The sequence below is a fragment of the Pseudoalteromonas sp. JSTW genome, from assembly GCF_013423925.1.
In the GTDB taxonomy this organism is placed as follows: domain Bacteria; phylum Pseudomonadota; class Gammaproteobacteria; order Enterobacterales; family Alteromonadaceae; genus Pseudoalteromonas; species Pseudoalteromonas lipolytica.
Map to the genome: position 1 here is coordinate 781956 of NZ_CP058972.1, position 12461 is coordinate 794416.

General features: G+C 40.4%; 11 protein-coding genes. 5 read left to right on the forward strand and 6 right to left on the reverse strand.

Annotated elements, in window-relative coordinates; genetic code table 11:
- Window positions 1–188: 188 nt before the first annotated feature.
- The gene (locus GZH31_RS03655; RefSeq protein WP_075593813.1) at window positions 189–1031 is read left to right on the forward strand and encodes a MipA/OmpV family protein; all 843 of its coding nucleotides are present in this window, start codon (window positions 189–191) and stop codon (window positions 1029–1031) included.
- Here the strand turns inward: GZH31_RS03655 and GZH31_RS03660 are convergent.
- From GZH31_RS03660 to GZH31_RS03670, 3 genes are read right to left on the reverse strand one after another with little or no spacing between them, the layout of a single operon-like run.
- Window positions 1015–2205, reverse strand: a complete 1191-nt coding sequence (locus tag GZH31_RS03660) for an ATP-binding protein (protein ID WP_180311387.1) — start codon at window positions 2203–2205, stop codon at window positions 1015–1017. The genes GZH31_RS03655 and GZH31_RS03660 overlap by 17 nt on opposite strands.
- A complete protein-coding gene (locus GZH31_RS03665) occupies window positions 2202–2891 on the reverse strand; it encodes a response regulator transcription factor (RefSeq protein WP_036970639.1) in 690 nt (229 codons plus the stop codon). Before GZH31_RS03665 ends, GZH31_RS03660 begins: the two co-directional genes overlap by 4 nt.
- A complete protein-coding gene (locus GZH31_RS03670) occupies window positions 2891–3292 on the reverse strand; it encodes a DUF3019 domain-containing protein (RefSeq protein ID WP_036970636.1) in 402 nt (133 codons plus the stop codon). The genes GZH31_RS03665 and GZH31_RS03670 overlap by 1 nt, the downstream gene beginning before the upstream one ends.
- A gap of 536 nt (window positions 3293–3828) precedes the next feature.
- Here GZH31_RS03670 and GZH31_RS03675 point away from each other — a divergent pair.
- From GZH31_RS03675 to GZH31_RS03685, 3 genes are all read left to right on the forward strand, one after another.
- Window positions 3829–4530 (forward strand): DUF3581 domain-containing protein, encoded by a 702-nt coding sequence (locus tag GZH31_RS03675; RefSeq protein WP_036970634.1) that lies wholly within the window; start codon window positions 3829–3831, stop codon window positions 4528–4530.
- A 158-nt stretch (window positions 4531–4688) separates the two neighbouring features.
- A complete protein-coding gene (gene tnpA / locus GZH31_RS03680; protein WP_036970631.1) occupies window positions 4689–5123 on the forward strand; it encodes an IS200/IS605 family transposase in 435 nt (144 codons plus the stop codon).
- Window positions 5124–5235: 112 nt separating this feature from the next.
- Window positions 5236–6471 (forward strand): DEAD/DEAH box helicase, encoded by a 1236-nt coding sequence (locus GZH31_RS03685; protein ID WP_036970629.1) that lies wholly within the window; start codon window positions 5236–5238, stop codon window positions 6469–6471.
- A gap of 206 nt (window positions 6472–6677) precedes the next feature.
- On the opposite strand, the gene GZH31_RS03690 is transcribed toward GZH31_RS03685, so the two are convergent.
- Window positions 6678–7634, reverse strand: coding sequence for a methylenetetrahydrofolate reductase (locus GZH31_RS03690; RefSeq protein ID WP_065978452.1), 957 nt, complete (start codon window positions 7632–7634; stop codon window positions 6678–6680).
- Window positions 7635–7891: 257 nt separating this feature from the next.
- Between GZH31_RS03690 and GZH31_RS03695 the strand changes: the two genes are divergently transcribed.
- Window positions 7892–10777 carry a pitrilysin family protein gene (locus tag GZH31_RS03695; RefSeq protein ID WP_180311388.1) on the forward strand — a complete coding sequence of 962 codons (2886 nt, stop codon included), beginning with the start codon at window positions 7892–7894 and terminating at the stop codon, window positions 10775–10777.
- Window positions 10778–10796: 19 nt separating this feature from the next.
- On the opposite strand, the gene GZH31_RS03700 is transcribed toward GZH31_RS03695, so the two are convergent.
- Together GZH31_RS03700 and GZH31_RS03705 are read right to left on the reverse strand one after the other, a co-directional pair.
- Window positions 10797–11738, reverse strand: a complete 942-nt coding sequence (locus GZH31_RS03700) for a sensor domain-containing diguanylate cyclase (protein ID WP_180311389.1) — start codon at window positions 11736–11738, stop codon at window positions 10797–10799.
- 404 nt (window positions 11739–12142) lie between these two features.
- Window positions 12143–12460, reverse strand: coding sequence for a helix-turn-helix transcriptional regulator (locus GZH31_RS03705; protein ID WP_036970624.1), 318 nt, complete (start codon window positions 12458–12460; stop codon window positions 12143–12145).
- Between the last annotated feature and the right edge of the window lies 1 nt (window position 12461).

Here is a 12461-nt window from a genome sequence, read left to right on the forward strand (position 1 = left end):
TTTCAGTGTGTTAGTTTGAAGTAAGTGAGGGATTAGCCCCGCATTAACATAGTTGTTGAGTGAAAAAATTATACAAAAATGTGTGCAAACGCTATGATCGCACCCAGAAGGGTGGAAACCTGTGGGTTATTAATCGTGTTTAGGCATCATTATAATCATTAATAATGCTATTAAGGTGAATTAAGTTGATGAAAAAATTGCTTGGCTTACTGTGTTGTTTAACGACGTCTATCGCTTATGCGCAGGGAGATGTAAAACAACCACAGTTGATAAAAAAGTCGACAATTCATGCCAGTATTACACTAGGATACGGTGGTATAGAGAACCCTGTTCTTGGTGCGGATAACGTCACGTCTCCTGTTTTACCAAGCGTGGCTTATTATGGTGATGATTGGTACTTCGACGACTTTTCGCTCGGTTACAGCTTAATCGAAACCCCAGATTACTATGTCGATTTACTCGGCCGCTTTAACGATGATGGTTTCTTTTTTGAGTTGGATGGTATCGATAAACTGTATGCCACGGGTGTCATTAGAACAGGCACTGATAGACCAACAAGACCCTCAGCTTCACCAATAAACCTGACCCCAATTGAACGTGATTTATCGTATATGGCAGGGGTAGCCTCAGCGGTAAACGTGTACGACTCTGTGTGGTTAAGTGCTGCATATTTTCACGATGTAACGCATGTACATGACGGTTATGAATTACTTTTGACTGGCTCTCGTGAATTTAAATTGTTTTCGGGTATCGCGGGTATAGAGGCCGGCGCGACCTATAAGAATGAAGAATTAATCGATTATTACTACACCGTTTTACCATCAGAAAGTGTGGTTCGCTTACCTAAATATGATTTAGAGAGTGCGGTTAATTATCACTTAAAAGTGAGTTACGTATACCCACTGAGTGACAGTTTTAGTATCGACTTTAAGCTTAAACACACGTGGCTTGATAGCCATTTGGCACGTTCACACATGATCGAAAAAAATGGTTACTTTTCGGGTTTTGCTGGAATTACTTACCACTTTTAGGCCAGCGTATTGCAATTTCAGCCCCACCGGTGTCTGTGTTGTTTGCAAGTGATATGACCCCACCATGCCAGCTGGCAATGCGATGCACAATGTAGAGCCCTAACCCATAGCCGCTTGCGAGTTTATCCCCTTCACCTTGTTTAAAAGGCTCTATGAGTGCGTCAGCATTTATAGGCAGTCCGGGCCCGTCATCAGTCACACTAATGGTATAAAAATCACTTTCTTCCGCGCTGTGTATTAAAATGGTGTGTTTTGCGTACTTAGTGGCATTAATCAGCAAGTTTTGAACGGCAATGGCCATAAAACTTGCTTCGCAATAGGCATTTATTACGTCTAATTTAACGCTAAACTTAAGCTCTTTGTAGAGTTCAAATTTGTGGATCTCAGTCTCAATCAACCTTGTCAGGTTGGTTTTCTCTTGATTAAAGACACTTTGTTGATGCTCTAATCGTGCAAATGACAAATATTGTTCAAGGCGTAATTCAATTTCATCGATATCGCGTTCTATTTGAATACTTTCTTCTGTTTCACATTCAGAAATCGACAGTGCAAAGCGCATTCGTGAGAGTGGGGTACGAATCTCATGGGAAATAATGCGTGATAAATCATTATGAAGTTGTACAAACTGTGTGATGCGATCAGACATATGAGTAAAGGTATTTGCTAAAGGCGCAATGGAGGAGTTTGGTTTGATATCCAGCTCAATACGTTGCGGCTTTTTACTGAAACGGTATGCGGCACGTTGCAATAACCCCAAATCACGAAATACAGGGCGAATAAAGGCTAAGATCATGGCTGCAAGCAAAATGTAAAATGCAAAAAAAGCGAGCCAGTCATTTTTACTTTGTGAAATAAGCGTAATAGGGCCGACTCTTTGTATTGCACCATTATCGCTCTTCAAATAAACAAATTGTTGGCCGTTTTCATTGACACTGATAATGCCATCTCTGTCGAATGATGCCTGTAAAGAGTCAGGTAAAATTAACTCATTTTGATTAAATGCGTTAATACGCGTGTCTTTATGTTGAGCGATGAGTGCTAATTCATCCACACTGAGTTGAATACTAGGGGTTTGCTCTAAGAAAAACTGATTATAGAGTTGGCCAAATGCAAGCACTAAGGCAATTAAACTTACGGTGATGATTAAATAAAGTTTAAAAAACTGCTGCTTCATATTTCTGAAATATCCAAGCTGTATCCTTTACCTCGCACAGACTTGATATCTAAAGATTCTTTATGATCTTTAATGGTTTCTTTTAGTTTTTTCCTGAGTCGACTGATTTTTAAATCGATAGCACGGTCAAGACCGTCGTACTCACGACCGATAATATGTTTGAACAAGACTTCACGTGAAACGGGTTGCGGTGAGTTTTTGGCAAGGTAGGCAATAATTTCAAATTCACTGTCGTTCAGGTTAAGCGCTGTGTTATGGAAAAAGATATCTCTTTTTTTATTATCGATGCGCAAAATATCGTTTTGCTTAGAAAAGTTATCTTGGCCAACAGAGTGGGTAATAATGGTTTTAATTTTGGCCAGTAGTAATTCAGGCTTGATTGGTTTTAAAAGATAGTCATAGGCGCCCAAATCTAACCCTTTAATTTGTGATTGCACTGAATCTAAGGCGGTTAAAAAGATCACCGGACAGCTGAACTTTTCTTTCAGCTGCGAAATTAGTTCAAAACCATTACCATCTGGGAGCATTATGTCGCAGATAATAAGTGATGGAATAAAGGTAATTTCGCTTTGGCGATATGCCTTTGCTGTATTAAAAACATCAATTGTGTAGCCATGCTTCAATAAATACGTTTGAATTAAGCTAGCTAGCTTTACATCATCTTCAATTAAAAAAATATGGTGCATTATAAACTCCAGCCAAAACGCCGTTTAATACGATAATCTTTAGCTTCATAGTTTGCTATTGAAAGTAATTGTTGCTGAACAACTTCATTGTTTATCGGATTTATTAGTTTAACAGTCAGCGGGTGCTCGGTTTTTATTATAAATTTTTCAATAATTAAGCCGTTTTGTGTATAGCACTGTGTGTACTGTGGGCGTTGTGTTACCTCTAAGCAAAGTTCTTTAAATGGGGCTAACCTAAAGTGAACTTGAATATTAAATTCACATACTTTTTGTTTTGTATCTGTTACACACACAATGGGTGATACTTTAAAAAAAGGCTGGTCTGTACTTTCATCGGCCAGCAAATTTGCTGAAAAGCACAAACATAAAAACAGTAATGACCAGCTTAATCGGTTTATCATTTAACCAAGCCCCTGTTTTCTAAAAGTCTTTTTTTCAAAGTAATATTAACCATTGAACGTTGGTGTAACGTACCTATCTCAATATGAGAGCTCATTTTTATGCCGCTTATTATAATTATGATTATGCAGCCTATGAGTGGCAATTACACGATAAAAAACGTGTTCATCATACCTTATTTACCGTTCCCGCCACAAATAGCACTAAGAACTGCCAGCGCTTTCAGACCTATTTGTGTTTTTGTCGCGACTTCTAAGTTAGCGCCTTGTTTTAAAATAGAATCTGAATTTATATTTAGTTAAAATTAATAACTTTTCATTACGCTCTGGCGCTGCTTTAGTGTTCACTATTGTTGTTCATTTGTTAACTGTTGCGTACAAATTGATACAAAGTTCATTTTAGATATAAAAACCAACATTTTAGTAATTGTAGCTAAACTCTCGCTGAGCGTGTGACTTATATTTAACAGATTCGACCTCTCCTATAAATTTTTCTGGTAGTATAGGCAGGTTATAAGCAGTTTAAGCAGTGAACAATTATGTTAAGTCCATTTTATCAGCAACATGCTGATTACGTCTCTATTACTCGTGAGCAAGGTTGTCGTTTTGCTAAGTCCGTGGCAGATGACTTTAATCCGTTACACGACAAAGATGCCAAAAAGTTTTGTGTACCTGGCGATTTACTTTTTTCGCTTGTACTCAGCCGTTACGGGATCAGCGAAAAGATGGAATTCACTTTTGCTGGTATGGTTGATGAGACATCAAAGCTCTCTTTTCCAGAAGGCGCCGATGAATTTGATATCACTGATGGCGATAAAGTAATGCTTAAAGTGAAACGTGAGGGGGCGGTCAGTCAATGTCCAGATTTGATCAATAGCTTAATTAAAAACTACGTTGAGTTTTCTGGTACCACTTTCCCGCATGTGATCATTCCATTAATGGGTAAGCAAGATGTAATGATCAATCCAGCACGACCTATGGTTATCTATGAGTCAATGCTCATTAATTTAGACCGACTTGATATTACGTCACCAGCGCTGCAATTCGCGGAGCCTGATTTCACTTATACAGGTAAGCGAGGAAAAATCACCTTACGTTTCGATTTATTAGAAAAGGGTGAAAAAGTCGGGTCAGGCGAAAAGCACATGGTGGTGTCAGGTATTCGTGAATACTGCCAAGCAACCGTGGATGATTTGATTGCGTTTTATAATCAACGCAAAGAAACACTTAAACCTGCATAACGGCAACGCTTGTAAGAAAAGGCGCTTTAGCGCCTTTTTTGTTTTCGGCCCTAAACCACCTACTTCAGTAGGTGGTTATCATCATTTAGGCTTTGCCTGAAAAAATACTCATGTTAATTCCTTACTTGATTTTTAGCGAAGTCATATAAGGAAAAAACATGAGTAGATACGAGAAAGCATCGCATGTGTATTGGCGATGTCAATATCATATAGTCTGGACGCCAAAGTATAGGTTCAGAATATTGAAGAACAAAGTAGGCAGAGATGTTTACAGGTGCATACAAGTTTATTGTGAGCAGTTAGGGTGCAAAGTAGTCGAGTTAAATGTGCAGGTTGACCATGTTCATTTGGTAGTAAAGATACCGCCGAAGTTATCAGTCTCGAAATTAATGGGTGCTTTAAAGGGAAAAATAGCGTTAAAGCTATTTAGCAAATATCCATACTTAAGGAAAAACAAGTTATGGGGAAACCATTTTTGGCAGAGAGGGTACTTCGTAGATACTGTAGGGATAAATGAAGAAATAATAAGGCGGTATGTCAGGCACCAAGAAAAGGAAGAGGTGCAAGAGCAGGCGCAGTTAACACTCCAGTAAACAACGCCCCCTTCTAGGGGGCTAATGCAAAGCCACCTTCTTTAGAAGGTGGATCTTTTACTTTTAGTGTTGCGCGTACAATAGACGTTTTACAGTAATTGTGCACCCTATCATGTCAGTAACCAGCTTTTCAGAGTTAAACCTTGCGCCTGAACTCCTTTCAGCATTGCAAGCAGAGAATTATCACACCCCAACGGCTATTCAAAGCCAAACTATCCCGCTTATTTTAGCCGGGGTTGATGTTATGGGAAGTGCACAAACAGGCACGGGTAAAACAGCTGCCTTTGTATTACCACTGCTTGATAACTTATTGCGTGAAGAGCCGCTGCCCGAGGCTGTAAAAGTTTTAATCCTGACACCAACGCGAGAGCTTGCACAGCAAGTATTTGCCAGTGTTGAGCGTTATGCAGCTAATACACCTATTAAAGCCGCGCTTGCTTATGGCGGCGCCAGTATTGGCCCACAAATTAAAGCCATTAAAGGTGCGCAAGTTGTGGTGGCTACACCAGGACGATTACTTGATCATGTGATTAAAGGGAGCATTAAATTATCTGCCATTAGTGCCCTTGTTTTTGATGAAGCAGATCGCATGCTTGATATGGGGTTCATTGATGAAATAAAGCGTATTCTTCGTCATGTTCCAAAACAGCGCCAAACCTTACTCTTTTCAGCCACATTTGATGACAGCATTTTTGAGCTAAGTAAACAGTTGTTGAATGATCCTAAGTTAGTTGAGGTTGATAAACGCAATTCGGCTGCTGTTGAAGTTGAGCAGATTGTGTATGCGGTTGATGAGGATCGTAAACGCGAACTCGTTTCACATATGATCGGCATGAAAAATTGGCAACAAGTACTTATATTCACCCGCACTAAACAAACGGCCGATAGTCTGGCAAAAGAAATGTGTAAGGATGGCTTAAAAACAGAGTCTATTCACGGCGATAAAAGCCAAGGGGCGCGAGACAAAGCGCTGCAAAATTTTAAAACGGGTGTCACTCGAGTACTTGTCGCTACAGATGTTGCGGCGCGTGGCCTTGATATCGCCTCATTAAAGTATGTGATTAACTACGAACTACCTTATGTTGCAGAGGACTATGTTCACCGTATAGGGCGGACAGGACGAGCAGGTGAAACTGGGTTGGCCATGTCATTGGTGAGTATTGATGAGCAATGGTTACTGGATGAAATTGATGTTTTATTAGATACACGCTTAACACCACAATGGCTGCCAGGGTACGAGCCTGATTTAACAAAAGAGCCAAAACAAGTCCGAAAAAACACGAATAAGGCACGACGCTCTCGTGACAAAAAACGTATATTAGGGCAAAAAAATCCTAGGCGCCGATAGATTAAGCTGTATCAGTGCTAATTTAAGGGAGCCTAAATTAGCACTAATCAACACGCTAATAGCATAAAGTCGTGTGTACATTAGCTTGGTGAACAAAAGCGTTTAATGAACTGTTATGCTTACCCGCATTTTCTTTGCTAGCGACCACGTTTTCTTGTTTTAAAATCGCTGTTAATTAAACGTATTGGTATAAACGCGCACATTATTTAAGCGATTTGTTTTTCGGCTAGGTTTAATTCCATGGTTGCTTTAAGTAAGCGGTAAAGATTAATTGACGCATCAATTTCTTCTTTACGGTTTGTTAAGCTCTCAATATTTAAACCAAGTGGCACCGCTAAATGTGCGCAGCTTTGTAATATGAGGTCAAGATTTTCACGGCAAATGCGTACTGACTCACTCAATGGATTTGCAGAATCAAGCATGCGCCATTTTGTTGCCTCCGGTACAGAGATACCCAGCCACTCCATAAAATCTAACGTTTTCTCACCACCACAGGGTGTAAACGTTAAAATTATACGCTTAGGTGCGATGCCTAACGCTTTGCAGCTACGTGCATAGCTAGTGATTAAATCAATGGTTGCTTGTGCGTTGTACACAGCTTGTGAAATAAAAAACTTACAACCTTGCTCTGTTTTTTCTAATAGGCGGTCATGCTCGTTACGTTTGCTTGCATGGCGTTCAGCAATGGTCACGCCGCCAAGAAACACATCATTGTCTTGCTTTGCAAGGGTGTTATAAGCATCCGGTAAACTTAGTTTGATATCACCATGCGAAGATGGGCTGCCTACCAAGACTAGATTTTTTAAATCAAACTCATTACGTGTTTCGTGTAGCCAATCGGTAAATTCAGCTTCACCGCGCTGAGCAACACTTTTGTAAGTAATAACATCTAAATGAGACAGGCTACGCAACAAATGGCTGTACTCACGTGGGTCTACGGTTTCTTTAAATGGAAACGGACGCGGCTTTTCTGTACGGCTGCTCTCATCTTGAATGTCGTAGATAATGACACCATCGTATTCAATTTCATGAAGGCGACCCAATAATTTTTGTGCAATGGTTTCAAGCATGGCTTTATCAGTGCCTGATTTAGGCGGTGTGGTACCAATCAGGTATACACCCTGATTGGTGTCTTCAATTTTCTCTTGTAGTGATAAAGCCATAATCCTCATTCCAGCTCGTGCCTGCGTCTATGGGAAATAATATAGCAGCCATTTAGACGTCTAGATAGATTTTTCTGTTGAAAGTTTTTCAATGAGCATGAATTTAATTCAAGTTGGTGGTGAGGTGTTATCTTAAATTGACACACCTGTTTACATTAATTGTGCCCTTGACCCTCATATTTTCCAGTACTTTCATGCATAATCAAACACAACTGATTATGAGAAAAATAACTAACAAGTAAAATTAAAGGATCATTATGACATTTAGATTATTAGCGACCAGTGTTGCTGTAACGCTTGCTCTTAGCGGGTGTGCGACGAATTCACAATCAAATATGGTTAAAGAAGTCGAAATAGAACAGGTTGTCAGCCAAGAAGATAACCGTGTATTTAGCCAAGATTACGTTTTAGAAGAACTAGAAAATGGTCTTCGTGTCATGGTGGTAAAAACGGATTACCCCGATGTTGTTTCATTACAAATTCCCGTGTCGGTAGGTTCTCGTAACGAAGTAGAAGAAGGCAAAACGGGCTTTGCTCACTTTTTTGAGCACATGATGTTTAAAGGCTCAGAAAAATTCCCACAAGACGTGTATTCAGATATTTTAAAAAACTCGGGTGTTGATAACCGCGCGTATACTACTAATGATTACACCAACTATCATTTAAACTTCTCAAAAGAGCACCTTGATAAAGTGCTTGAAATTGAAGCTGATATCTTTCAAAACCTCACGTACAGCGAAGAACAGTTCCGTACAGAAGCCTTAACAGTGAAAGGTGAGTACTTAAAAAATAATGCCAGTCCAATTCGTAAATTGCTTTCAGCAGTGCGTAACGAAGCATTTGAGAAACATACTTATAAACACACCACGATGGGCTTTTTTGAAGACATTGAAGCCATGCCAGATCAAATGGCTTACGGGAAAGAGTTTTTCGCAAAATTTTATAAACCAGAATATGTATCGTTGGTCATTGTTGGTGATGTCGACCCTCAAGAAACCATGGCAATGGTGAAAAAACATTGGGGTAACTGGAAAAAAGGTGATTACCAAGCAGATATTCCAGTAGAGCCAAAGCAACAAGCGCCAAAATATATACATGAGCAGAATGACGGTTTACCAGGCCATTGGTTGCTTGTATCGTATAAAGGCACTGCGTGGGATCCAACGCAAAAAGATCGCGCCGCACTTGATTTAATCTCACAGCTTTATTTCTCAAATAACTCAGCGCTTTATCAAGAATTGGTGGTTGATAAGCAAATCGCAAGTCAAATGTTCACTTATAATCCTGATACAAAAGATCCGGGGTTATTGCATGTCTTTGTAAAAGTAGAAAACGAAGCTGATCTTGCAAAAGCACGTGATGCCATTAATCGCACGTACGTACAAGCACGCACTGAGCTTGTTGATACCCAAAAACTGGCAGACTTAAAATCAAATTTAAAATACAGCTTTATCAATGGGCTTGATTCATCGCAATCAATCGCCTCGACACTTGCAAGCTACATGCATTTTGAGCGTGACCCAGAGGTAATCAATCAGCTCTATGCGACTGCTGATAGCATCACCCCAGAAGACATTAAAGCAATAGCGAATAAGTACTTTGTTGATTCAAGCCGTACTACAGTGACGATGTCGGCTTTAGATAACGTGGCAGGATTTGAGCAAGAAGTTGACCTAAACGCAGCCGTTGCAAGTACAGAACAAGCGCCAACAGAGCGTCATTTTAAAGTGCTCGATAAAACCAACAGTTCACCATTGGTTGATGTTAACTGGTTATTTAATACCGGTGCCGCGGCCGATCCAGCAGGTAAAAAAGGCGTCGCCGCATTAACGGCAGCCATGCTTGCGAAAGGTGGCTCAGAAACGATGAGCTATAAAGACATTCAAAAAGCGTTATACCCACTCGCGGGTAGCTTTGGGTATCAAATCGATAAAGAGATGATTTCGTTGCGCGGTCGTGTACACAAAGACAATGCGGCACAGTGGTATGCGCTTGTGAGTGAACAATTACTCAACCCAGGTTTTAGAGAAGATGACTTCAAGCGCCTGAAAAAAGAGCTTATCGATAGCATTAAAGCGGGGCTTAAAGCATCAAACGATGAAGAGCTCGGTAAAGAAGTGCTTTATCATCAACTGTATAAAGGCCACCCATACGAAAGCTATAACTATGGTGACTTATCTGATCTGGAAGCATTGACGCTTGATGATGTAAAAGCGTTTTACGACAAGCAATTCACACAATCAAAACTAACTGTAGGTTTAATTGGTGCGATTCCAAGCGATGTAAAATCGGCGATGCTAAAAGATTTAACATCGCTGCCACAAGGCAAAGAAAGCCGTTTAGTAATTCCCGATGCGCCAGCACTGAGTGGTCACCATGCCACCATTGTTGAAAAGTCGGCGCAATCAACAGCCGTGTCGTTTGGTTTCCCAATAGAGACGATTCGTAGTAGTGAAGATTGGACTGCATTATGGCTAGTGCGTTCATACTTTGGCGAGCACAGAAGTTCAAATAGCTTCTTGTATCAGCGTATTCGTCAAACCCGTGGTATGAACTATGGTGACTATGCGTATATTGAATACTTCCCACGTGGTATGTTCCAAACTAAGCCTGATGCGAACTTAGGCCGCTCTGAGCAAATTTTCCAAGTATGGCTGCGTCCATTGCGCTCTAATAACGATGCGCACTTTGCAACCCGTACCGCGTTATTCGAGTTAGATAAGCTTATTAAAAACGGCATCAGCAAAGACGATTTTGAAGCAACGCGCAACTTCTTAATTAACTTTGTGCCACAAATGGTGGCAAGCCAAGACCGCCAACTAGGCTACGCGCTAGATAGTGAGTTTTATAATACAGAGAGCTTTGTTGACTATGTACGTGGCAAGCTTGAAAAGCTAACACTTGAGGATGTGAACCGTGTTATTCGCGAGAATCTGCAAACCGACAATATTCACTACGTGTTTATTACAGGTGACGGTAAAGACATGCAAAAGCGCTTAGCGTCAGAGCAAACATCGCCTATGGTTTATAACGCAGAAAAACCAGCAGAACTTGTCGCGGAAGACAACGTGATTGCTGATTATAAGCTCGCTATTCCAGCGAAAAATATATCAGTCGTTGATGTAGAAAAGGTGTTTCAATAACACACAATAGAGTGCTCCTTTAGGGGCACTCTTCTTTATTTGTTTGCGGGTAGTGATCAGCAACAACAAGTTTGTTGCGGCCAGTATCCTTCGCTTGATAAAGTGCATTATCGGCCATTTCGATCAATTGCATGGCATTATCAGCGAGGTTTGGCACAAGTGTTGCCAAACCAATACTGACTGTTAAAGGGTGGCCAGCCAGTTCGGGGAGCTTTAATGCTGTAAGCTCGGCCATAAAACGCGTTAATAGCATTTGAGCCTGTAAACAGTGAGTATTTCCCATCACTAATATAAATTCTTCGCCACCGTATCTTGCACATAAATCGCCAGGTCTACGCGCGTAGTCGGGCAGTATTTTTGCGACTTCTTTTAGGCAGGTGTCACCAACGACATGGCCAAAGTTATCATTGAGAAGTTTGAAGTTATCTAAATCAATCATCGCCAGCGATATGGGAAGTTTGAGTCGCATGCAGCGGCTCCACTCTTGCTCATAAAAGTCATCAAAATGACGTCGATTAGCAATTTGTGTCAGACCATCAATATGCGCTAACTCTTGAACTTGCTGTTCAGCAAGTTTTCGTTCAGTGATGTTTAAATGACTAATCACCACGAAACGCTGCGCATTATACTCCAGTGGCACAGCACGCATCATAAACCAGCGTTTTTCGATGTCGCTATGACAAGGGTACTCTAAGTAAAATTCAGGTTCTTGATTATTGATGACTTTATTGAGACCTGCTAAGGCTTTTATTCCAAAATCATCGCCTTGTATTGCGGCTGACTTGCAGATAGCTAAGTAATTTTGTTTCTGCCATTGAATATCACAGTCACAGTTATTCTCATCGCCAAACGTTTGCCAACTGCGATTAACAAATATGATATCGCCCAGCTCATTGATAACAACGATATGCTCTGAGATGGTATCAAGTATTAATTTCAAAAATTCTTTTGATTCAACCACATTGGTTCCTGACCATGACTACTCAATTAAGATTAGCAATAAATGCTGAGTTTTCACTGTTGTTGATGTAAAAAATAATCCGAAGCACTTAATTTATTGCGCAGTTCATTTTACTGCATTGTGAAGGTGTTACAACAGGGAATAAGTCGATACTTCAAACAACAGTGAAACAGGTTACTCATATTTTTAAGTAACCTGTTTTACGTAATAGAGAGGCTGTTGAGTCGGTTTTAAGGTTTTGCTATTTAGTTTTCTGCCGGAATCACACCAAGGCTCAACTCTGACAGTCAATCTATTTGTTATAACAATGCGCCAACTTTCACACCGATAGCTAACAACAAAGCTGCTGCAATAAAGGCGATGAGTACTACGTGACCACGCTGTTCTTTTTTCATCGTTTACTCCTAAAAAATAACAAATACTGTTGCCATACCCAATGCAAAACTAACACACGATGAAGCTGCAACAATTGCGGCCAAGTTTTGCTTCGATACTGCTTTTGCTTCGCTTTCAATGGCTGGTTCATCGTCTAGTTTGATAAGCTCACCTTGGCGTACTTCAAATACCGCACATAGGCTCATGGTGGTTTCTTTTGATGCCGCACCTTCTTTTTCAACGCGTTGAATTGTTCGTAGGCTCACATCACAGGCGTCGGCCAACTGCTGTTGTGTCCAGTCGAACTTAAGCCTTAATGTTTTAATTGTATTAGGGTTTAATTGCATC

Bases quoted from the DNA above. Each gene is read 5' to 3' on its own strand.
- tnpA (WP_036970631.1), top strand. From the start codon at position 4,689: ATGAGTAGATACGAGAAAGCATCGCATGTGTATTGGCGATGTCAATAT.
- GZH31_RS03660 (WP_180311387.1), bottom strand. From the start codon at position 2,205: ATGAAGCAGCAGTTTTTTAAACTTTATTTAATCATCACCGTAAGTTTA.
- GZH31_RS03690 (WP_065978452.1), bottom strand. From the start codon at position 7,634: ATGGCTTTATCACTACAAGAGAAAATTGAAGACACCAATCAGGGTGTA.
- GZH31_RS03675 (WP_036970634.1), top strand. From the start codon at position 3,829: ATGTTAAGTCCATTTTATCAGCAACATGCTGATTACGTCTCTATTACT.
- GZH31_RS03695 (WP_180311388.1), top strand. From the start codon at position 7,892: ATGACATTTAGATTATTAGCGACCAGTGTTGCTGTAACGCTTGCTCTT.
- GZH31_RS03670 (WP_036970636.1), bottom strand. From the start codon at position 3,292: ATGATAAACCGATTAAGCTGGTCATTACTGTTTTTATGTTTGTGCTTT.
- GZH31_RS03685 (WP_036970629.1), top strand. From the start codon at position 5,236: ATGTCAGTAACCAGCTTTTCAGAGTTAAACCTTGCGCCTGAACTCCTT.
- GZH31_RS03705 (WP_036970624.1), bottom strand. From the start codon at position 12,460: ATGCAATTAAACCCTAATACAATTAAAACATTAAGGCTTAAGTTCGAC.
- GZH31_RS03665 (WP_036970639.1), bottom strand. From the start codon at position 2,891: ATGCACCATATTTTTTTAATTGAAGATGATGTAAAGCTAGCTAGCTTA.
- GZH31_RS03655 (WP_075593813.1), top strand. From the start codon at position 189: ATGAAAAAATTGCTTGGCTTACTGTGTTGTTTAACGACGTCTATCGCT.